We start from the raw sequence: 20,387 nt of genomic DNA, 5'->3' as shown, positions 1-20,387 counted from the left end.
CGGAAATGCCCACACCGCGTTTGAAGGGAGAGACCAGGACCGTGCCTGAACGTCACATCCAGACGGCCATCCGCCCTTGCAACCGAATGACCCGGCGCGCGGCGCTCGGGCTTTTCGCGCTGCCCTTCGCCGGCGTTGCGCCCTCGACGGTCGAGGCGAAACCGCTGCGCATCGTCTGCCTGGATGACGGGCTGGCCGAGACCTTGCTCACGCTCGGCGTCAATCCGGTGGCCATTGCCGGTCGCGATGTCTGGGAGAACTGGGTGGTCGAACCGCCGCTGCCGCCGGAGATCGCCGATGTCGGCACCTTGCTGGAACCCAATCTCGAACTGCTGCAGCAGCTTGCCCCCGACATCATCCTGTCGATGCCGTATCTCGACGGCATCAAGCCGCTGCTCGAACGCGTCGCGCCGGTGACGACGATCGGGCTCTACACCGAAGCGGGACAGCCCTATCAGCGCGCCGTCGAGGCAACCCGCCAGCTGGCCGGGCTTGTCGGCAAGGAAAGGGAAGGCGAAGCGCTGATCACAGCGACGGACGCCTATTTTTCAGAAGTTCGCCGGGAGCTGGCGCCGCTTTCGGCGCGGCCGATCTATGTCGTCAGCTTCTTGGATCCGCGCAATGTGCGCGTCTACGGCAGGAAAAGCCTGTTTCAAGAGGTGTTCGACCGTATCGGACTGCGCAATGCCTGGACCGGCGAGACCAACTATTGGGGGTTTTCGACCGCCGGCATCGACGGCCTGGCGACCGCGAACGACGCGCGCCTTGCCTATCTCGAACCCTTGCCCGAGGGCGCCGGCGGCACGCTGACCGAAAGCCCGGTCTGGAACGCCATGCCTTTTGTGCGCAACCGCTCTATCATGCGTCTTCCCGCCGTCCTGATGTTCGGCGCGCTGCCGTCCGCCACCCGTTTTGCCCGCGTCCTGGCCAAGGCGATGACCGGGGAAGCTGCCAATGGCTGAAGACGCAGCGGCCGTAGCGGAAGACGGCAGGCTGGCCGGCCGGACATGGTCGCGCCGCATGTTCGGCAATCAGCCGGTGGTCGCGATCCTGCTCTGTGCGGTGCTGTCGGCGGCAGCGGTTGCTGCAACTGTCTCCAATCTCACCGTGCAGCTGCCTTCGGCACTTTGGCAGCAATCGCTCACCGCTCCCGATATCGAGGACATGCGGCAGGTTCTCGTCCATTATGCCTTTCTGCCCAGGCTTGCGGTCAGCCTTTTGTGCGGTGCCGCCCTTGGGCTAGCCGGAACCGTTCTGCAGCAGGTCTTGCGCAACCCGCTGGCCTCGCCGGAAACCGTCGGCGTCTCGGCCGGCGCCTATCTGGCTCTGGCATTGGCGACGCTTCTGGCACCCTCCCTGCTTGCCTATGGCCGCGAATGGGTGGCGCTTGCCGGCGCTTTTGTCGCCATATCGGCCGTCTTCGCCCTGTCCTGGCATAAGGGCCTGTCGCCGCTTTCCGTCGTGCTGGCAGGGCTGGTCGTCAGTCTCTATGCCGGCGCGGTTGGAGCAGCCCTCATCGTGCTGCGGCACGAATGGCTGACCAGCCTGTTTATCTGGGGCGCCGGTTCGCTCGGCCAGCAAGACTGGACCACGACGCTTTGGCTGTTGCCGCGCATCGGCGCTGCGGCTTTGGCGATCGGCCTCATGGTGCGGCCGCTCACCCTGCTTGGCCTCGACGATGAAGGCGCGCGCAGCCTCGGCGTTCCGCTTGGCGTGTATCGTTTCGCTGGGCTGGCTGCTTCCGTCGCACTCATCGCTTTCGTCGTCGCTGCCGTCGGCGTGGTCGGGTTCGTCGGCCTGGCGGCCGCGTCCCTTGCCCGCATCGGCGGTGCGCGCCGGCTGAGCCAACGGCTGGTCATGGCGCCGCTCATAGGTGCAGCGCTTCTGTGGGCCGCCGACCAAGGGGTGCAATTGGCGACCGGGGCGCAGGGCGACCTGCTGCCGACCGGCGCGATCACAGCCCTTCTCGGCGCGCCGCTGCTGCTGTGGCTGCTGCCACGCCTGGCGCTTGGCCTGGAGGTCCCGGCGCTCATCGAGGAGCGCCTGCCCAGAATAGGCCGGCCCGGCCTAGTGCTGGCGACGATTGGCCTGTCCCTGCTTCTGTTGCTTGGGCTGGCCTTGCTCTATGGGCCGGGGCCGGACGGCTGGACGTTCGCCTTCGGCGACCAGTTGCAGCCCTTGTTGTCGTGGCGCTGGCCCCGCGTGTCCGCCGCGTTTGCCGCCGGCGCTATGCTGGCGCTTGCCGGGCTGATGATGCAGCGGTTGACCGGCAATCCGATGGCGAGCCCCGAGGTGCTCGGCATCAGCGCCGGTGCGGCGCTCGGCATGATGGTGGCGCTGTTTTCGCTCTCCGATGCGGGCCGCCCGGCCCAGACCGCGGCGGCGACCGTCGGCGCCTTCGCCGCTCTGCTGGTGACGCTGGCGATCGGGCGGCGCGCCGCCTATGCGCCAGAGCGCCTGCTGCTGGCCGGCGTGGCTTTGACGGCGCTGTTCGATGCGCTGATCCTGGTGCTGACCGCCACCGGCGACCCGCGCGCCGTGAAGCTCCTCAACTGGCTTACCGGCTCGACCTATGGCGTCGATGCCAGTGCTGCGCTTCTGACCGGCGCCATCGCTTTTTGCCTGTTGCTGCTCGCGCCGCTTTTCCTGCGCTGGCTGGATATGCTGCCGCTCGGATCCTCCACCGTCCAGTCGCTTGGCGTCGATGTGCCCAAGACCCGGCTTCTCGTACTGCTGATGGTTGCTGCTCTCACCGCCGCATCGACGCTGATCGTCGGCCCGCTGACCTTCATCGGCCTGATGGCGCCGCATCTCACCCGCCGCCTTGGGATCGCCCGTGCGCTGCCGCAAGCCGCCGGCGCGGTGCTGGTTGGGGCTTTGATCATGGTCGCCGCCGACTGGATCGGTCGCACCGTCATCTTCCCGCGCCAGGTTCCGGCCGGGCTCGTCGCCACGCTGATCGGCGGCCCGGTGCTAATGTGGTTGCTGCGCCGCCGCTGATCCCGATGCAAGAGGCACCACCCATGTCCGAACGACTGGTTTCGACACCCGCATTGATCGCCGACACCACAGTCCACGATCTTGCTCCTATGCATGGCGGCGATCCCTACCGGATATTCCTGCATGTGCCGGCAAAGCCAGAGCCACAGGCCGGCTGGCCGGTTCTCTACATGACCGACGGCAACGCCGTGATCGCCACCGCCGTCGATGCCATGCGCGCCCAGGCGGGTTACCCGCTCGGCACCAATGTCGAGGAGGGGATCGTCGTCGCCATCGGCTATCCCGTGGCGGGCGCCTACGACCCGCCCAGGCGGTCATGGGATCTCGGACCGCCGCCCGGCAAGACCTATCCGCCATTCCATGATGGTGGCCCGGAGGTCAGGACCGGCGGGGCGGAAGAGTTCCTCGCCTTCATCGAGGACGAATTGAAGCCGTGGGTGGCGAACCGCACCAGGATCGACAGTGGCCGGCAGGCGCTTTACGGCCACTCCTTTGGCGGGCTGTTTGCGCTCTATGCCCTGTTCACTCGCCCTCTCGCCTTCCAGACCTGGATTGCTACCAGCCCGGCCATCTATTGGGAGGATCGCCTCATCGACCGCTTTCTGCGGGCGTTCGAGGCCGCCGTGCCGGATGGCTTGAGGATGCAGGTGATCCTGTCGGCCGGCGAATACGAGACCGAAAAGCTGGCGCCGTTCCAGATCGGTGCTGCGGATGAGGCAAAGCGCCTGGAGCACAAGAAGCTGACGCGCACCGACGAATTCGCGCGGCAGATGGCGGAACGCCTCTGCGCGATCCCTGGACTGAGCGCCGGTTTCGAGCTGCATGCCGGCGAAAACCACATGTCCATCCTGCCGGTCACGGTCAACCGTGCCGTTCAGGCGGCGTTCGCGGTGCATCGTCCCTAAACGCAGGTGCTCGGGGCGCGCCAACGCGGCGCCGAGGGCGCCTCTTCCGATCGCAGATCCGTGTGTGCCCGATATGAGGTCCGCTTGAGGTGACTATCGGGCCTGGCGACGGTGGCGCGCAAGTCTCGCCCTCGCAGGGCTTGCTGGAGATGTCGGTGGCGAAGATTGGCCGGCGCCACTTGGGGGGGCGTTGGGGTAAGTTTGCCTGATAGGCGCCGGCCAGGCGGAAATCAGGTCCACCGCAAGGGAATATAGCAGGCGTGGCGAGCGATGGCAGTGGTGTGATCGCGGAAGGTCGTTCGCGCTTCCCGGATGCGGTGACCCATTATGGGTCAACATGTCTGGCACCTGAATTGCACCGCAGGCAATGCCGGGTAACACCCCGGCATCGTCCCCGAATATGGGGCCTCGCCGCTTCGCAAATGGAGCGGTGGGCCTTTTCGGCTAGGACATCGGCGCGGGGTACGATTTGAAAGTCCGCCGCTCTGGCGCATGAGCATGGGATGATTGACCCTGCCCACTTTCCTTCATACGCCTTTTGCACGGCGGCAACATCCAGCTTGCCCATCTTGAGTATTGCCGCATCGCGCGGCCGGCCTTTTCCTTGTCGGCATCGAGCAGCATGTCGATCAGCGGCACCCAGTTGACCTGCCATGACGGGCCAAAGCGATCCTTCAGCCAGCCGCACGGTCCCGGCTCGCCGCCGCCTGCCAGAAGCGCATTCCAGTAGCTGTCGACCTCAGCCTGGTCCTTGCACTCGACGAGGAACGACACCGACTCGTTAAACTTGAACTGCGGTCCGCCATCGATGGCGGTTAAGATCAGGCCATCGAGCTGGAACTCGATGGTCATGATCTCGCCTTCCGGTCCGGGGCTGTCCTTCAGATAATGCGACATGCGCATCACCTTGAGTTCGGGAAGATCGAAACGCGAAAGTCGACGACCTCCATCGCATTGAAGTACCAGAGATTTGGCGAGATGCGGGTGCGGATGGTCATCATGTCCTCCTGTGGCGTGTTGCCCTGCAAGGACGTGTTGAGGACTTCGGGTTCCGACATTCGTGGAGATAAAAACTGACCGTACTCCGAACGGGCCTCGCGTTCGGCTTCACGACGCTCCCGCTGGCGTCGTCTATCTTCGTACTGTTGTCGGCCGAGGCAAGGATGCTGGTCGGCCTTGCGAACAGGCTGATGCCGGTGATCGAGTGATGTGGGCATGAAGTGCCAAGAGCACTGCAGGCGGCTCAAGCCTGCCTGCGCGGCTCGGACGGAACGGAACAACTGTGTGCTATGCTGAGCAGCTTTCGGCAATCTTCCGATATATATTCGGGTAATAATCTTTTCCCTGAATGGGCGTGGGGAACCGGACTTCTACCCGTGTGCGGCCAGAGGTGATGCCGGTGAAGTCGATGCGCCCAATCGCGGTGGTCTCGTTGCCAAGCGTGAGCTGGACTGTTCGCATACTTTCAAATTCTTCCTTCTTCCAATATCCGCCGCTGCGTATCTTGAGGTATGAACAATCGGAAACCGCCTTGTAGTTACCAGAAACGTCGAAGGAACCGGATGGGCTTTCGGGATAGCTCTGGCAACCGGCTGCCGTCAGGCAAACCGCTATCGCAGTCAACGTGCGTTTCGTTGTTAAGTCCTCCATACGCGCATCGTCTCACGCGGCTCGCCTGCATACAAGCGCCTTGGCGGCTTTTGGAATATGCAGCCTGTCGCATATCCTATTGAATTTGCTCGGGTGAAATGGTGCCCAGAGGCGGATTGCGCTCGGCAGCAATCTAGGGTTTTTCTGACTGTCCATCTGATGTTACACACGCCTGTATCACACTGTGCTGAGTTGGCTGTAACTGTTAGGCTATTGGTTGCGGCTCATGAATGCGGGTTCGCCGATATTCATAATCGAGTGTGGGGGATGAGATGGGACGTGGCAGCTATTTGGGTGGAAGCACAGTAATCAATCCGGGCAGCGGATTTTTTAGTCACAGTGGCGGGCCGGGGCGCAACGCGCGGAAGGACGACGGGCGGGACCAACTCGGACCTGCAAAACCAGGCAGTAAGTGTAATTTCGGCCCACTTCGATCTGCCAAAAAGCGGAAGAAACCTCAGTCATCGAGTTCAAAGTGAAGAGCCCGGGGGACAAAGCCCTGGAGAAACAAGCGAAGCAAAAGAGACGACTGGCAAGTGAGGTCAACGAACTGCGGAATTTGATTGTGGCGAGTGTAATCACCGCTGATCAACGTGTCTCAAATTTGGAGCGAGAGCTCGCGAATGCACGATCCTATAGAGCAAGATGCCTGAATGCGCGTAAGATGATCGGAGAAGTCGACTTTGAGCAAGAAGCTGTTGAAACCACAGCACGAGAACTTAGAGCCCTTGCAGAATCTCTGTCGCTAAAGAGCAGAGCGAACTCCGCTCCTGTAAACAAGAGGAAGCTCGGGCGAAAGGTAAGTAAACCGAGCGGTGCGAGGAGGTCCGGCCCAAAGCCGTAAAGCCGTTATCCCGGATCCGACGGGTCGCTCGCGCGAGACATCAAAATTCCGCGACCAGCCGATCCCGCGGGTCAGCGGAATGCGTTGGCTTATCTTCTTGATCTTGTTGGTATGTACAGAGTGCCCTTCCCGACAGTTCATTCCGGAGACATGGGTTACACTTTCGGCCCTTTGCAAGGAGAGCAAGGGTGCCTTGGAGTATAGCCAAATGGATGAGCGGCAGAAGTTCATCGCGCGGGTTCTGGATGGAGAGAAGATGGCGGTGCTGTGCAGGGATTTCGGCTTCACGACGCTCTCCCACCGGCGTCGTCCACCCGGCTGCGGGAATCGCCGCCTCAGTTGGATTCAACCATCGGCGCGCCGCTGTGAGCGCGGCGCCACCGGATCTCAATGGTAACGTTTGTTATTCGGCGCGAGCCGGCGGCAGTTCGAACAGGTTGGCGCCATTCTCCTGGCCTCGCTCGACATAGCCAATTATTCGAAACCATTTTGCGACATCCGGTCTCTGGAGCCAGCTGCGCGAGTGGATGGGAAGGTTGCCGGCGAGCGCCTGGATATGGCGAATGTGCCGCTTGCAGAAGCGAACGGTCGCGGCGCTGAAGAAATCCTCCTGTGCGGCGAATAGCGTATCGGCAGCGTCGCTATGCTCGTGCCACGCGATGATCGCCACGGTCTTTTCACCCTGGACAAGCGCATGAGCACGGCCCTCTTTCAAGTTCATCATAAGATTGTCGTACGCGATCTTGCTGTCCTTGCCGGCCGCGGCGTACTCGTCCGATATCCGCTTGGACAGATCACGGAAAAGGGCTTCCAGATCTCCAACCGTTGCTGCGCGTGCTCTCATTTCTCCTCCTAGAGCCCAGAGGCAGTTTGCCCTAAGCATAGGGGATCACCAAGCAAATCAAATCCGTCATCGGCCCGATGCGAGCAAAGATGTTTCGTCGGGCGAGGCCGGCTGTGTTGCAAAATGGTGCCCTGAGGTGGAATCGAACCACCTCTGGGGTCGAATTTCTCCAGGCAGGCGAGGGATATGACGCGCCAGGGGCCAGCTTGGGATCCGTCACGCACGCCGCGGTTCGTCCTTTGCACGCGGGGCGTTGTCCTCAGCCTTTGCGCCGCTTGGACTTATCTTCTTCCGACATGGGCTTTCCTTGTTCGGTGCTCTCGCCAATCCCGGACTTGGCTGCCAAACTATAAAGAAGGCCTGCCACGACAAGCACCAAAAGCGTGCCGAGGGCCGCCACCTGCCACAGACCGAGCCCGCACGCCACGCCAATTGCGCCGGACAGCCACATGCCTGCACCGGTCGTCAGCCCGTGGATCTCGCCTCTCGAAAACAAAATCGATCCGGCGGCAAGGAACGCGACGCCAGCGGTAACCGCTTCGACAACACGAATCGGATCCACCTTCACCGATTCCTGCAGAAACATCGGCGCGTGAACGATTTCAATCGTCAGAATACCGAAAGTAGCCGCTGCCACGCAGATCAGGATATGGGTGCGAAGGCCAGCAGGCCGATTTCGCCATTCGCGTTCGAAACCGATCGCAGCACCGAAGATCGACGCCAGTAGAAGCCTGGCCGCAATAACCGGAAACGGGACGTATGTCGGATGGCCGAATTCTTGGAGGAGTTGTTGCATGAGTAACCCGGGCTGACCGGACACAACGTGCCCGGACCGGCCAGGTTCCCCAAGGTTTCCTGGAGGGAGCGCCGGCCTCCACCTTATGGCGCACGATCCGATCGACACGCTGGGAAAGGCCCGGCACAATATGCTCATTAAGGCGGAATGCAGTTGCGGCAATGTCCGCTATTGCCGTTCGGCCGACCTGACGATGGTGTATGGCGGCGGGTTCGGTCCGCTAAAGCTGGAGTTCGATTGCAGCCGGTGCAGGCCGGAGATCAAAGTCACGCTGCTCGAAGTTCATCCCGAACCACAGCTTTTTCATAAGTTTCTGAATTTATTTGGGAAAATTGGTGCCCAGAGGCGGATTCGAACCACCGACACGCGGATTTTCAGTCCGCTGCTCTACCAACTGAGCTATCTGGGCCTGTTCCGGCACGCGGGCAGTGTTGCACACCGGATTTCTTGAAAGCGCCGCAGGCGCCCCTTGAAAGCGCGTGGGTTATAGCACGGGAATCCGGCCTGTCCAGCGCTTAAGCGTTGATTTCGAGCGGGAGACCAGCAGTTGTTCGACAGGCTGATTCATGGGGCACGGTCGGGACCAGCGGACTGCTCTGAACGGCCTCATTTGGGAGGGTCACCGTCCGTTTCGTCCTCGTCGTCGCGGGCCGAAATGACGTAGGCGCCCTTGAGCCAGCGGTTGAGGTCGATGTCCTTGCAGCGTGTCGAGCAGAACGGGTAGGTCTCGCGCGCCGACGGCTTGCCGCATTCGGGGCATGGCCGCTTGGGGCGCAGCGGCGTGACTTTGTCGTCCGAGCTCATGGCCGCCCCGAACTCATAGCCGCTCCGAAACTCATGGCCGAACTGACTGCCAGTTGGCGTGCACCTTGAACCCCTCGCCGGTCAGAAGCGCCACCGTCTCATAGAGCGGCAGGCCGACGACGTTGGTGTAGGAGCCGACAAGCTTGACGACGAAGGCGCCGGCCAGCCCCTGGACGGCATAGCCGCCGGCCTTGCCGCGCCATTCTCCTGAGGCCACATAGGCGTCGATCTCGGCGCGCGGCAGCCGCTTGAAACGCACCCTGGTCTCGACCAGCCGCTGGCGCAGCTTGCCGGCCGGCGTGATCAGGCAGATGCCGGAATAGACCCGATGCGAACGGCCGGACAGCAGCCCGAGGCAATTGGCTACGTCGTCGAACGTTTCGGCCTTGGGCAGGATGCGCCGGCCGACGGCGACCACCGTGTCGGCGGCGAGCACGAAGCTGGGCGCATAGTCCTCTTCCGTCTGCAGTGAGGCCAGCGCCTTCTCGGCCTTTTCCTTCGACAGGCGCTTGGCCAGCGAGCGCGGATGCTCGGCGCGCAGCGGCGTCTCGTCGACACCGGCCGGCAGCACGCGATCCGGCTCGATGCCGGCCTGCTGCAACAGCTCGATCCGGCGCGGCGAACCCGAGGCAAGCACGAGCTTCTGCAAAATGCTCATCGCGATCCCGGCCGAACTCTGACGATCTTACTTGAAACGGTAGGTGATGCGGCCCTTGGTCAGGTCGTATGGTGTCATCTCGACCAGGACCTTGTCGCCGGTCAGCACGCGGATGCGGTTCTTGCGCATGCGGCCGGCCGTGTGGGCGATGATCTCGTGTTCGTTTTCGAGCTTCACCCTGAACATCGCGTTGGGCAACAATTCCGTGACGACACCCGGAAACTCGAGGACTTCTTCCTTCGGCATTCGATACCTTTGCTTGGATGGGGATTCCCAGCGCCCCGGCCGGAATTTGGGCGGAACCTATATGATAATCGTGCGCTTGTGAACATGCTTAATCAGCGCGCTTTTTTTGCTTCCGACGCCAGAAAACGGCCGCCGATCCGCGCCTTTAGCCGTTCGCGCACTTCACGATAGGCGGCCATGATCTGCTCACGCGTGCCGCCCACGCCGGTCGGGTCCGGCATCGGCCAGTATTCGACATCGACGGCAAGCGAGCGGGTAAGCTCGAGCGCGGTGTGATGCGCCTCCGGCGACAGCGTGACGATCAGGTCGAAATAGTCGTCCTCAAGATCGTCCAGTGTCCTCGGGTGTCGTCCACCCAGCGAAAGCCCATCCTCGGCCAGCACGGCGTCGACGAATGGGTCGCGTTCGCCGCCGCGCACCCCGGCCGACGCCACGAAAGTGGTCGCCGGAAGCATTTGGCGCGCCAGCATCTCGGCCATCGGCGAGCGCACGGCGTTCATGCCGCAGACAAACAGGATCGAGCGGGGCAGGATCGAGCGGGGCAGAGGGGCTGGCAGTTCAGCCTCGCCAGTGCAGCACGCAGACCAGCGTGAACAGCCGGCGCGCCGTGTCGAAATCGATATCGATCTTGCCGGCCAGCCGGTCCATCAAGGTCTGCGAGCCATCGTTGTGCAGGCCGCGCCGGCCCATGTCGATCGCCTCGATCTGGCTGGGGGTCGAGGTGCGGATGGCGTCGTAGTAGCTTTCGCAAATCATGTAATAGTCCTTGACGATGCGCCTGAGCGGCGTCAACGACAGGATGTGGGTGACGACCGCCGTGCCGTCCTCGCGCGTCACCGCGAAGACCAGGCGGGATTCGGCCAGCGACAGTTTTAGCCGGTAAGGCCCGGCGCCGTCGTCATTGACCGGCTGGAAGCGGTTCTCCTCGATGAGGTCGAAGATCGCCACCGCCCGCTCATGCTCGACATCGGGCGTCGAACGGCCGATCGATTCGTCGAGTTCGACATCGATCAGCCTGCCATGGGTTCGATCGTAGTCGGACATGTCAGTCTACATGTTCAGCCGTATGGCGACGGAGCGTCCATGCGCGTCGAGGCCTTCCGCCTTGGCCAGCGCGATGGCCGCCGGCGCCAGCGCCCGCAACTGCTCCGGCCCGAGCTTCAGGATCGAGGTGCGCTTGACGAAATCGAGCACCGACAGCCCGGATGAGAAGCGCGCCGAGCGCGCCGTCGGCAGCACGTGGTTGGAGCCGCCGACATAGTCGCCAATCGCTTCCGGTGTGTGGCGGCCGAGAAAAACAGCACCTGCATTGCGCATCCGCGCCAGGAAGGCTTCCGGCTCGTCGATCGCAAGCTCGACATGTTCGGCCGCGATGCGATCGACCAGCGGCAGTGCTGCCTCGATTTGGGGAACGAGGATGACGGCGCCGAAATCGCGCCAGCTCGCCGCCGCCGTCTCGGCGCGCGGCAGGCTTTTCAACTGGCGTTCAACCGCCTGTTCGACCGCCGCGCCGAAGATGGGATCGTCGGTGATCAGGATCGACTGCGCCGACACGTCATGCTCGGCCTGGGCAAGCAGGTCGGCGGCGATCCAGTCCGGATCGTTGCTTCCGTCGGCCACGACAAGCACTTCCGAAGGCCCGGCGATCATGTCGATGCCCACTGTGCCGAAGACCTGGCGCTTGGCCGCGGCGACATAGGCATTGCCGGGGCCGACGATCTTGGCGACCGGCTTTATCGTCTCGGTGCCATAGGCCAGCGCCGCGATCGCCTGCGCGCCGCCGACGCGGTAGATTTCGGAGACGTCGGCGAGGTCGGCGGCCACCAGCACCAGTGGAGGTATGGCGCCGCCGGAGGCAGGCACGGCGATGGCGATGCGCTCGACACCGGCGACCTTGGCCGGTATGGCGTTCATCAGCACCGAGCTTGGATAGCTTGCCGTGCCACCCGGCACATAGAGCCCGACGGCTTCGATCGCCGTCCAGCGCCAGCCGAGCTCGACGCCGGCAGCGTCCGTATAACGGTCGTCCTTCGGCCGCTGCCGCTGGTGATGGGCGCGGATGCGGTCGCGGGCGAATTTGAGCGCTTCGATCGTCTGCGGATCCGCTGCGTCGTACGCCTTGGCAATGTCATCCTCGGAGACGGCAATGCCGAGCTTGATCAGGTCGCCGCCGCCGAATTTTTGCGTGTAGTCGACCAGCGCCGCGTCGCCCTCGGCGCGCACTCGTGCGATGATCTCGCGCACCACGGCATCGACATCAGCCGAGACTTCCCGCTTGGTCAAAAGGAACGCGGCAAAACGCTGCTCGAAATCGGCATCGGACAGGCGAAGGGTGATGGCCATCTTGCGCTGCTCAGGCTCTGTGGAAGGGGCGCGAGGTCGCTTCCCAGGCACCACCGATGTCGGCGAGCCGCGCCTCGATGCACTCGACATCGAGCATGATCGCGCCACCGCCTGAAAAGATCAGCTCGACAATGCCGGCCGGCTTGTCGAGGGCGAGAAAGCTGATCGCCAGCAGCGACAGCACCTCATCAGGTTTGTCGCGGGCAATGCCGCTGGTCTTGGCGCCCAGCACCCGGTCGAAATGCAGCACACTTTGCCGCCGCTCATTGTGCTGACGGAACAGGCCCGATTTCGCCTCCCAGACGAAGCGGTTCATGGTCACCACGAAGCGCTTGGCCGCGGGCATGTATTCGAGGTCGCCGACCTTCAGCACGGCGTCCTGGACATGGGCCGAGACGATGCTCAGATCCTGATCGTCGAGCGCGACAAGCTTGAGAGCCATGCGGATTTCACACCTGAAAGTTGACAATTCAACCTTCTGTTAGGCGGTCTTTTCGGTCCGCGCAACCGCGCCGCAAACCTTGCGAAATCGCCTAGCCGGAAATCCGCTCGATCACCGCGCCGCAGCCGGACAGCTTTTCTTCCAGCCGCTCGAAGCCGCGGTCGAGATGGTAGACGCGGTTGACCGTGGTCTCGCCTTCGGCCGCCAGGCCGGCGATGACCAGCGACACCGAGGCGCGGAGGTCGGTCGCCATGACCGGGGCGCCCTTCAGCTTCGAGACGCCGTCGACGATCGCCGTCTGGCCGGAAAGCGTGATGTGGGCGCCGAGCCGGGCAAGCTCCTGCACGTGCATGAAGCGGTTCTCGAAGATCGTCTCGGTGATGCGCGATTTGCCCTTGGCCAAGGTCATCAGGCCCATGAACTGCGCCTGCAAATCGGTCGGGAACGCCGGGAAGGGCGCCGTCGCCACGTCGACCGGCGCAATGCCGGCGCCGTTGCGCCTGACGCGGATGCCGGAATTGGTCTGCGTGATCTCGGCACCCGTCTGGGAAATCACGTCGAGCGCGGTCTGCAACAGGTCGGCGCGTGCGCCTTCGAGCACGACGTCGCCGCCGGTCATCGCGACGGCCATCGCATAGGTGCCGGTCTCGATGCGGTCGGGTATCACCCGGACGCGCGCACCCGACAGCGCTTCAACGCCGTCGATGGTGATGGTCGCGGTGCCGGCGCCGGAAATCCTGGCGCCCATGGCGTTGAGGCAATCGGCGAGGTTGACGATCTCGGGCTCGCGGGCGGCGTTTTCGAGCACCGTCTCGCCTTTGGCCAGCGAAGCCGCCATCATCAGCACATGGGTGGCACCGACCGATACTTTCGGGAAGACGTAGCGGTTGCCGACAAGACGGCCGTTCCTGGTCTTGGCGATGACATAGCCGGTGTCGACGTCGATATCGGCGCCAAGCACCTGAAGGCCTTCCAGGAAAAGATCGACTGGGCGCGTGCCGATGGCGCAGCCGCCGGGCAGGGAGACCTTGGCCTCGCCCATACGGGCAAGCAGCGGCCCGATCACCCAGAAAGACGCGCGCATCTTCGACACCAGCTCGTAGGGTGCCGTGGTGTCGACAATGTTGCGGGCGGAAAAATTGATGGTGCGCGAATAGCCTTCTTGCTGCTTTTCGCGGCGGCCGTTGACCGAATAGTCGACGCCATGATTGCCGAGGATGCGGATAAGCTGCTCGACATCGGCCAGGTGCGGCACGTTTTCCAGGGTCAGCGTGTCGTCGGTCAAAAGCGAGGCGATCATCAGCGGCAGCGCGGCATTTTTCGCGCCCGAGATCGGAATGCTTCCGGCAAGCTTGTTGCCGCCGACAATTCTGATGCGATCCATGGAAGAAACGTCCCCTCGGCCGAAAGGCCGGTTTTCAATCGGTTGAGTCTGTTGTGGCCGGTCTAGACCATTGGCCGGCTTGGTTCAAGAAACAGGATTTCGGGCTTGGGCCCAGCCTGTTGATATAGGTCAATCCTTTTGCGTTTCCCTTAAGGCATCGAGCCCGTCCGGCCGCTTGTCGGCGTCGCCAGTGCGCCGCGAGCGCGACTGCGCCTTGCGCTTCTGCAGATTGGCGCGCAATTGCTCCGCGAGCCGGGTCTTGCGGTCGGTCTTTTTCGATGGACCGCTTTTGTCAGGTGGAATTATCGTGTCGTTCATGGTTCCGTCCCGGCTGACGCTTAAAGCGACGTGCGTCCGCCTGGACGCACAAAGTACGCTTTAATACTTTTTATCTCGCCAATCCGTTCTCAAGGGATAGCCAACATTGTGGCGCCGCCATGTCCGGAAAACCCGCCGGAGCGGGCTTTCACAGATGACTTGCGCTTGGCCTTGCGCTTGCCGGTTCGATATGGCAGAAGCCCCGCCATCAGCGGCTGCGGTAGCTCAGTGGTAGAGCACTCCCTTGGTAAGGGAGAGGTCGAGAGTTCAATCCTCTCTCGCAGCACCAGTTTTCCTGAAGACTCTCAATAGTGTGCTTCGCCTGGTCATTTCTTCTTTCCGGCACCAGCAGGCGAACGAAGGCGCAACACGGCACCAGTATCCGTGGATTTTCCGTGGACTTTATCCCCGTTGCATTTACGAGTCGTGCGGAAATTCAAGCCGTCGACGAGGAGTGACGATGTGTCTCCCGTCGGCTAAAAGACGCGATGCCTGTTGTGGTCTTAATCGGATTGTTTGCGCTCTTGGCGATCGGCAAATTGTTTGAGCCGCTGATCGGTGGGATCGGTTTCTTTTTGTTGATTGGTATCGGGCTGCCCTGCATTATGGCCGCCTACTATTATGCTTGGGACCTTCGGAACCGAGACAAGTTTCGCAGAAAGTGACGGGCAGCCTGCCGAGCGCAAGCTGATGCTGGGTCAAACCTAAGCTGGATCCTGCTACAATCCCCTATGGCCGCTCGATTAGTGGTTATCCTGGTGCTGCTTTTCGCCTTCGCCTACGGATTCGCAAAACTCGTGGAACGTTATGGCGACGCTGGCGACAAGCCCTCTCCGTGTGAACAATGGCCGCATCCTGATTGTCCAGTCCCAAGCGCGCCTCCTCAGGAAGAAACTAAGCCTTGAGCGGGCGCGACCTCAAACGTCAGCGTTGATATGCCGTGGCAGCGGGTTCGCGCCGCGCCACCGGAACAAGAATTGCTCCGCCCCGTTTTAGATAAGTAAGCAACCCGTGGCGGCAGCAATCAAGCACCGCAGCTGAAGGTTGCTCGGAGGCTAATATGGGTAAGCAACTTACATCGGCTGCGGCAGGCATCCTTCTGCTCGTTGGTGTCAGCGCCGCCGCTGCTCAGGACGTCATCATTCAACCCGAGCAGGACACTGTGATCCGGGAATACGTGAAAAAGAAACCGTTGGCATCCCTCAGCCTTCCCGGCGTGGAGCTCAACATCGGCACTGCTCTGCCCGAGACAGTCGAGCTCTACGAGGTGCCGGACGTTCAGTACCGCTACGTAGTCATCGACGGCCGAACCGTCCTGGTCGATCCAGGTACCCGCAAGATTGTGAAGGTCTACGATTGACTTGACCCCTCCCGCTGAAGCCCGTCATGCCGAAAGGTGCGGCGGGCTGGCGCCTTCTCAGGCTCGGCTTGGACTTCTTCTGTGATGACTTCGAAGCGAGTAAGCCGGGAAAGACCGAAGCTCGTTGAGATGGCGACGTCATTCGCATCGCATCCCGTCGCCATCAGGATTCTGCCGATACGAGGCTGGTTATGCCGTGCATCAAAGGTGAACCAATGGCCGCTGAGATAGGCTTGGAACCATGCGTTGAAATCCATGGGATACGGCATCGGCGGTATCCCGATGTCGCCGAGGTAGCCGGTGCAATATCGCGCCGGAATGTGCATGCAACGGCACAGCGTGATTGCCAGATGCGCAAAATCACGACAAACGCCGGCCCGATCGGTTAGCGCGCCGTAGGCGGTCCGCAGCGTGTCCGCGGCCTGGTAGTTGAAGGCGATGTGTTCGTGAACGAAATCACAGATCGCCTGGACGCGCGCCCATCCGGGTGCGGTGTTGCCGAAATTTGGCCCAAGCGAAGTCGCCAAGCCGATCGGTATCGCAATAGCGACTGCCGAGAAGAAACCTGAGCACGTAGTCGGGCAGCTCTTTGATATCGTGCTGGATTGCGTCGGCGACCACAATTTCTGGCTTACCGGTGTCATAGATTTCGAAGTTCGTTGATATCGTCGTCAGCCCGGCGGGCGCTTCTATTCTCGTGCATAGATTGCCGAAAGCGTCGATATAGCCGCGGGCCTCGCTCGGGCGATCGAAGCCGATGATTTGTTCTGTCAAAAGATCGATGCGACGTGAAGGATGGATCTCAAGGACGAGCAGCATCGGTGTCGGCTGCGGACATTCGTAGGCAAGCTTGAAACCGGCGCGGATACGCATGGCAGCTCCAACGCGTTGATTTCAGCAAACTCCAGACTGTCCGAACAGTTCCGCAAAACATTAGGGTTCTCTAATTTCCATTGGTGCCGGCTTCCTTCACCACCTTGACCTCCACCGTCATGCCGAGAAAACTCGACGTGCTGCCGGAGTAGCTTCCAGAAAGAGGGATGGCTTGCTGCGGGTGCCTGGCGACGGCCACCCTGATCAGATCCCGGTTGCCGACAATGCCATTGGTGGGATCGAACTCGACCCAGCCCGCGCCAGGCAAATAGACCTGGCACCAGGCATGCGTCGAACCGCCGCCGAGGACAGAAGCACTATCGCGGTTCGGCACATAGACATAGCCAGTCACAAAACGCGCGGCAAAACCCAGCGAACGAACTGCTTCCATCATAAACAGCGCAAAGTCCCGGCATGTGCCTCGACGCAGGTGCAACGTCATGAGCGGCGGTTGCGTCCCTGGTTCAGTTCGACGGGAATACACAAAGCTCTCGTGGATGGCATAGCAAAGCGTCATCAACAATTTGCCCGTCTCGGTATGCCCTCTGGCACTCACGAACTGTCGTGCCCATTTGCCGATCTCGTCGCCGTCATCGAGATGATGGCGCTCCATGGTTTGAGTGAGGTCGGTTGCCTCGTCGGGATCATAGGAGAAGGGATAGCTGAGTGCCGCTTCATCGATCCGGAAATCAGGCGCATGCTGCGGTGTGTGATCGAGCCGAATGTCTGTCACGAAACGCAGTTCGTCTTCGGAGCCCTTGAAGTCGACTACCGCAACGCAGTTTCCGAAAACGTCGTGGATCCAGCGAATCTCTTTGGGCTCGGGGTTCACAAACAGCGCGTGATCGAGAAGTCGCTGATCGAAACTATCGCGCGGCCTGAACATCAGCCGGTGCTCGCCAAACGTCACCGGTTGCGTGTAGCGATAGACGGTCGTGTGCTTGACTGAAAAAATCGGCATTGGCTTGCGTCGACCACCTGCGATATCAGCGCAATCATATAATCTTTTTCGATGTGCAGCGGACAAAATGGAGTCCTCCGCCTCGACCGGATCGCATCAGGCGCCGTAGGCCTAAGCCTTTTGCAATCTCCAATTGGTAGACTCTCTCAATGCCCCGGAACTTAATCTTTGCGCCAAGGAGGGGCCAAGGCGAGGAACGTCGCAAACGGGAGGAAGTAATGAACGAAGACTACGATCTGGCCATAGGTCACGACAAGCCCTACGAAATAGCTGCTTTCGCTGAAAAGCATGGCCTTACGATAGGGGCTGCCGAGCTGATCCTTTTCGCCTATAGCCCGTCCCGAGCGGCGTGCGATACTGCCGCAACCGCTTTCCTCACGGCAGTCGCCGCACAAGCCAACAGACAATCGGCGCGCTAGCTCTCGTTCCGAACATCCTGAAAGCGACGGTGGCGTAGATCACCTCGCCACCGTCGCATACACGTCGCCCGCCGCTCATTTCGGAGCGGCAGGCTTTGGACGGTGCCGAAGGCTGCGCCGATCGACGGCGCAGCCTTCTGAACGCTCAGGTGAGGCTTCTGGACCAGTCGTCTATCTGGCGCTCTGCCTCTTCCTTGGCAATTCCATACCGCTCCTGAATACGTCCTGCGAGTTGGTCACGATTGCCCTCGATGCGATCAAGGTCATCGTCCGTGAGGTCGCCCCATTGCTCCTTGGCCTTGCCTTTGAACTGCATCCATTTTCCCTTGATTTGATCCCAGTTCATGGATTCCTCCTTTGTTGTCTGGAGGAAATGCAAATGGACACCACACGTTCCCGAACGGCGGATCGCCCATGACGATTATTATGGGCGACGCAGCAAAAGCCGCCGGCCGGAGCCAGCGGGGCGGAGAAGGGGATCGAATGGAACCGTCCGCGTCTTGAAATCACGCTCGACAGAAAGGTTCCCCAGCGGGATCAGCTGGCGCGCGCCAAGGCGATCGATATGACGTTGTCTGCATCCGCCCCCGGTAGATCGAACAACATCGGAAGTTGGCGGGTCATGGCCATTTCAACGATCAACTCTTCAATGGAAGCTGTCGGCAGGTCGGTCTCGACACTATTCGAGATCATCGAGGCAAGCTTGTGGACTGGCACTGGTGCCGACTTCGCACGATCGTCGAGCAACCTGCTGATTTCGATTACAACGTCTGCGTCAATGCTCTTTGGCAATTCGCGCATGGCTTTTCCTCCCTGCCCGTATCATGCGCGTGCCAGAGGGCTGAGTCTCGAAAAATCGACGTATGGAACCGAAGGCGTGCGTCGGTCCGATTGCTTTGCTGCGTCAGGGCTGAGGCGAAAAAGCGAAGTGCACTGGTGTCGCATGCGGCAACGAAATCGCCCCTTTTGCGTTGGCCAATCATACATCGTTCAGCAAACGTGACCAAAAAGGAGAGTAAGCATGACAGCCGACGCGGCGAAGCTCTATCCCCGCCACCGGGATCGGATCTCCGGCAGCGAGGACTACATAGTAGCGCATTTTGCCCGGCAAAACGGTATCACCCCGGCGCAAGTCCATCAGTTGATCAAGAGATATGGAAGCAACCGCGCCAAGCTGGTGGCGGCGGCGAAGGAACTTCGCACGTCGCTTCGATCAGATGTCCCCAAGCCCCTGCTAGGCTCGGGCCGCCGCGCCGGACGTCTCAGCGCCGGTGTTGATGCCAGAAATGGCTTAGAAACGCGGTGAGGAGACTGCTGAAAACAATCCAGCCAAGGATTTCGTTTTCAGACTTTTCAATCCTGGCCGCCGTCGCCAGCTTCTGTTCGTGATCACTTGCTTTGATGGTCGCCTCCAGATCGGATCGGCTGCCATATCGAACCGAGTAGGCTCGTGTAAATTCGGCGCCGAGCAGAAAGATCTCGGACGAATAAAAGACCCACAACAGCACGACGAGCAGCGCACCGGCTGCGCCGTATGACGATGCGGTTGCGCTTGCTCCGATATACCAGCCGATCAGCGACTTGCCGATCGTGAAGAGAAACGCCGTCACCACCGCGCCGATGCCAACGTCGCGCCATCGCAGCGCGCGATCGGGCAGGACCTTGTAGATTGCCGCGAACAAAAGCGCGATCAGGGCAAACGAGACGATCCCGTTGATTGTGCTCAGGATAATGGTGCCGAAGGGCAGATATGCGTTGATGATTTCGCCAAGCGCAGAAATTGCAGCGCTCGCGACCAGGGACACCAGGAGCAGGAAGCCAAGCGCGGCGACGAGCCCAAGGCTTGCGGCGCGGGCCCGCACAAGCCCGGAAATCGATGTCTTAACCGGTTTGACTTTCCAGATTTCGTTCAGCGCAAGCTGCATTTCGCCGAACACGCCGGATGCGGTGACGAACAGCGTGACGAGCCCCAGGATGGCCGCAAGAGTGCCCGCCGTCCGATGGGAGGCATTTTCGATTGTCGCTTGCAAAAGCTCCGCGCTCTGCGGCCCCATCAGACCCGCGAGCTGGGCCGAAAGGGCAAGTTGCGCCGCATCATTTCCGAAGGCCAGGCCAGCGATAGCGACAACGATGAGCAGGATCGGCGCAAGCGAGGTTGTGGCATAAAACGCCATTGCTGCCCCGTGACTCAGGGCGTTGTCATTGATGAAGCCGACAATGCTCTCCGCAAGGAGTGCCCAGCCCTCTTTCGCCAGATTCCACATGCTAGCCTCACCTGCCTCTCAAGCAAGCAATTAGAGGCAGCACGGCAACGGACCAGAGCAGCAGATGGGTAAGTCCGTTTGGATCCGGAGTTTAGGTGATGGATCTTGAGTTGTTTGACGAGGTGCCACTGCGACGACGAGGAGGTAGCAGGCGGCCGAGATTGCAGATCTGGGAGCGGGCGTGGCGCTCTTTTGCGGCAATACGGGCCAGGTTTGACGTGATGAATGTTTTCCTGCAGCGTTGCAGTTCAGCAACAGACTTCGGGGAGATAGCCG

At 61.4% G+C, this 20,387-nt stretch carries 25 protein-coding genes, 2 tRNA genes and 1 pseudogene; 8 read left to right on the top strand and 20 right to left on the bottom strand.

Translation table 11 applies throughout. The annotated features are described in order from the left end of the window. Nucleotides 1–86 precede the first annotated feature (86 nt). The 3 genes from EN885_RS16600 to EN885_RS16590 are packed head-to-tail and all read left to right on the top strand — an operon-like array spanning nucleotide 87 to nucleotide 3,905. Nucleotides 87–962, top strand: a complete 876-nt coding sequence (locus tag EN885_RS16600; RefSeq protein ID WP_128242867.1) for an ABC transporter substrate-binding protein — start codon at nucleotides 87–89, stop codon at nucleotides 960–962. Then, entirely contained in the window at nucleotides 955–3,000 is a 2,046-nt protein-coding gene (gene fhuB, locus EN885_RS16595; RefSeq protein WP_128242838.1) for a Fe(3+)-hydroxamate ABC transporter permease FhuB, read from the top strand. Before EN885_RS16600 ends, fhuB begins: the two co-directional genes overlap by 8 nt. A 23-nt stretch (nucleotides 3,001–3,023) precedes the next feature. Continuing rightward, the gene (locus tag EN885_RS16590; protein ID WP_128335195.1) at nucleotides 3,024–3,905 is read left to right on the top strand and encodes an alpha/beta hydrolase-fold protein; all 882 of its coding nucleotides are present in this window, start codon (nucleotides 3,024–3,026) and stop codon (nucleotides 3,903–3,905) included. Between the two features lie 444 nt (nucleotides 3,906–4,349). Here the strand turns inward: EN885_RS16590 and EN885_RS16585 are convergent, their stop codons facing one another. The 3 genes from EN885_RS16585 to EN885_RS16580 are packed head-to-tail and all read right to left on the bottom strand — an operon-like array spanning nucleotide 4,350 to nucleotide 5,528. Further along, nucleotides 4,350–4,802, bottom strand: coding sequence for a VOC family protein (locus EN885_RS16585; RefSeq protein ID WP_206616828.1), 453 nt, complete (start codon nucleotides 4,800–4,802; stop codon nucleotides 4,350–4,352). Nucleotides 4,803–4,807: 5 nt separating this feature from the next. Beyond that, nucleotides 4,808–5,152 carry a hypothetical protein gene (locus EN885_RS33865; protein WP_206616827.1) on the bottom strand — a complete coding sequence of 115 codons (345 nt, stop codon included), beginning with the start codon at nucleotides 5,150–5,152 and terminating at the stop codon, nucleotides 4,808–4,810. Nucleotides 5,153–5,192: 40 nt separating this feature from the next. Beyond that, nucleotides 5,193–5,528 carry a hypothetical protein gene (locus tag EN885_RS16580; protein WP_128242836.1) on the bottom strand — a complete coding sequence of 112 codons (336 nt, stop codon included), beginning with the start codon at nucleotides 5,526–5,528 and terminating at the stop codon, nucleotides 5,193–5,195. Between the two features lie 1,079 nt (nucleotides 5,529–6,607). On the opposite strand from EN885_RS16580, the gene EN885_RS16575 reads away from it, so the two are divergent. Continuing rightward, a complete protein-coding gene (locus tag EN885_RS16575) occupies nucleotides 6,608–6,796 on the top strand; it encodes a hypothetical protein (RefSeq protein ID WP_128242835.1) in 189 nt (62 codons plus the stop codon). 6 nt (nucleotides 6,797–6,802) lie between these two features. Here EN885_RS16575 and EN885_RS16570 read toward each other — a convergent pair whose 3' ends face one another. The 12 genes from EN885_RS16570 to EN885_RS16515 form a co-directional block, all read right to left on the bottom strand. Continuing rightward, entirely contained in the window at nucleotides 6,803–7,243 is a 441-nt protein-coding gene (locus EN885_RS16570) for a hypothetical protein (protein WP_095483500.1), read from the bottom strand. Nucleotides 7,244–7,502: 259 nt separating this feature from the next. Next, nucleotides 7,503–8,039 (bottom strand): MgtC/SapB family protein, encoded by a 537-nt coding sequence (locus EN885_RS16565; protein ID WP_095483501.1) that lies wholly within the window; start codon nucleotides 8,037–8,039, stop codon nucleotides 7,503–7,505. Between the two features lie 333 nt (nucleotides 8,040–8,372). After that, a tRNA-Phe gene (locus EN885_RS16560) sits at nucleotides 8,373–8,448 on the bottom strand. Nucleotides 8,449–8,645: 197 nt separating this feature from the next. Then, nucleotides 8,646–8,843, bottom strand: coding sequence for a DNA gyrase inhibitor YacG (gene yacG / locus EN885_RS16555; RefSeq protein WP_095483502.1), 198 nt, complete (start codon nucleotides 8,841–8,843; stop codon nucleotides 8,646–8,648). Between the two features lie 31 nt (nucleotides 8,844–8,874). Continuing rightward, nucleotides 8,875–9,501, bottom strand: a complete 627-nt coding sequence (locus EN885_RS16550) for a Maf-like protein (RefSeq protein ID WP_128242834.1) — start codon at nucleotides 9,499–9,501, stop codon at nucleotides 8,875–8,877. Nucleotides 9,502–9,528: 27 nt separating this feature from the next. Beyond that, the gene (infA, locus tag EN885_RS16545) at nucleotides 9,529–9,747 is read right to left on the bottom strand and encodes a translation initiation factor IF-1 (RefSeq protein WP_006200926.1); all 219 of its coding nucleotides are present in this window, start codon (nucleotides 9,745–9,747) and stop codon (nucleotides 9,529–9,531) included. Between the two features lie 92 nt (nucleotides 9,748–9,839). Continuing rightward, the gene (locus EN885_RS16540) at nucleotides 9,840–10,304 is read right to left on the bottom strand and encodes a low molecular weight phosphatase family protein (RefSeq protein ID WP_281035144.1); all 465 of its coding nucleotides are present in this window, start codon (nucleotides 10,302–10,304) and stop codon (nucleotides 9,840–9,842) included. 1 nt (nucleotide 10,305) lies between these two features. Then, nucleotides 10,306–10,791, bottom strand: coding sequence for a UPF0262 family protein (locus tag EN885_RS16535; protein WP_126103672.1), 486 nt, complete (start codon nucleotides 10,789–10,791; stop codon nucleotides 10,306–10,308). 6 nt (nucleotides 10,792–10,797) lie between these two features. Then, entirely contained in the window at nucleotides 10,798–12,090 is a 1,293-nt protein-coding gene (gene hisD, locus EN885_RS16530) for a histidinol dehydrogenase (protein WP_128242832.1), read from the bottom strand. Between the two features lie 10 nt (nucleotides 12,091–12,100). After that, on the bottom strand, nucleotides 12,101–12,532 hold the full coding sequence (locus EN885_RS16525) for a DUF2948 family protein (RefSeq protein ID WP_095483507.1): 432 nt from the start codon (nucleotides 12,530–12,532) through the stop codon (nucleotides 12,101–12,103). Between the two features lie 91 nt (nucleotides 12,533–12,623). Then, nucleotides 12,624–13,916 (bottom strand): UDP-N-acetylglucosamine 1-carboxyvinyltransferase, encoded by a 1,293-nt coding sequence (gene murA / locus EN885_RS16520; protein WP_128242831.1) that lies wholly within the window; start codon nucleotides 13,914–13,916, stop codon nucleotides 12,624–12,626. Nucleotides 13,917–14,045: 129 nt separating this feature from the next. Next, on the bottom strand, nucleotides 14,046–14,234 hold the full coding sequence (locus tag EN885_RS16515) for a hypothetical protein (RefSeq protein WP_095483509.1): 189 nt from the start codon (nucleotides 14,232–14,234) through the stop codon (nucleotides 14,046–14,048). Nucleotides 14,235–14,448: 214 nt separating this feature from the next. Between EN885_RS16515 and EN885_RS16510 the strand changes: the two genes are divergently transcribed. Together EN885_RS16510 and EN885_RS16505 are read left to right on the top strand one after the other, a co-directional pair. Further along, nucleotides 14,449–14,523, top strand: a tRNA-Thr gene (locus tag EN885_RS16510). Between the two features lie 771 nt (nucleotides 14,524–15,294). Continuing rightward, on the top strand, nucleotides 15,295–15,594 hold the full coding sequence (locus EN885_RS16505) for a DUF1236 domain-containing protein (RefSeq protein ID WP_095483510.1): 300 nt from the start codon (nucleotides 15,295–15,297) through the stop codon (nucleotides 15,592–15,594). On the opposite strand, the pseudogene EN885_RS16500 reads toward EN885_RS16505, so the two are convergent. Both EN885_RS16500 and EN885_RS16495 read right to left on the bottom strand, forming a co-directional pair. Next, nucleotides 15,585–16,467 (bottom strand): annotated as a pseudogene (locus EN885_RS16500) (transglutaminase family protein). The gene EN885_RS16505 and the pseudogene EN885_RS16500 sit on opposite strands and share 10 nt — an antisense overlap. Nucleotides 16,468–16,537: 70 nt before the next feature. Further along, on the bottom strand, nucleotides 16,538–17,428 hold the full coding sequence (locus EN885_RS16495) for a transglutaminase family protein (protein WP_095483512.1): 891 nt from the start codon (nucleotides 17,426–17,428) through the stop codon (nucleotides 16,538–16,540). Nucleotides 17,429–17,646: 218 nt separating this feature from the next. On the opposite strand from EN885_RS16495, the gene EN885_RS16490 reads away from it, so the two are divergent. Then, the gene (locus tag EN885_RS16490; protein WP_095483977.1) at nucleotides 17,647–17,847 is read left to right on the top strand and encodes a hypothetical protein; all 201 of its coding nucleotides are present in this window, start codon (nucleotides 17,647–17,649) and stop codon (nucleotides 17,845–17,847) included. 145 nt (nucleotides 17,848–17,992) lie between these two features. Here the strand turns inward: EN885_RS16490 and EN885_RS16485 are convergent, their stop codons facing one another. After that, a complete protein-coding gene (locus EN885_RS16485) occupies nucleotides 17,993–18,193 on the bottom strand; it encodes a CsbD family protein (protein ID WP_095483513.1) in 201 nt (66 codons plus the stop codon). A gap of 191 nt (nucleotides 18,194–18,384) precedes the next feature. Then, nucleotides 18,385–18,648: a hypothetical protein gene (locus tag EN885_RS16480; protein WP_029348484.1), complete on the bottom strand. Its 264-nt coding sequence runs from the start codon at nucleotides 18,646–18,648 to the stop codon at nucleotides 18,385–18,387. Nucleotides 18,649–18,868: 220 nt separating this feature from the next. Between EN885_RS16480 and EN885_RS16475 the strand changes: the two genes are divergently transcribed. Then, a complete protein-coding gene (locus tag EN885_RS16475; RefSeq protein ID WP_095483514.1) occupies nucleotides 18,869–19,153 on the top strand; it encodes a DUF3606 domain-containing protein in 285 nt (94 codons plus the stop codon). Here EN885_RS16475 and EN885_RS16470 read toward each other — a convergent pair. Then, nucleotides 19,110–20,111, bottom strand: a complete 1,002-nt coding sequence (locus EN885_RS16470; RefSeq protein ID WP_128242830.1) for a YihY/virulence factor BrkB family protein — start codon at nucleotides 20,109–20,111, stop codon at nucleotides 19,110–19,112. The two genes, EN885_RS16475 and EN885_RS16470, sit on opposite strands and share 44 nt — an antisense overlap. Between the last annotated feature and the right edge of the window lie 276 nt (nucleotides 20,112–20,387).

Source organism: Mesorhizobium sp. M6A.T.Cr.TU.014.01.1.1 (genome assembly GCF_004022765.1).
Classification (GTDB): Bacteria; Pseudomonadota; Alphaproteobacteria; order Rhizobiales; family Rhizobiaceae; genus Mesorhizobium; species Mesorhizobium mediterraneum.
Note: the sequence above shows the minus strand (reverse complement) of the source record. Positions and strands in the feature narration are given on the sequence as shown.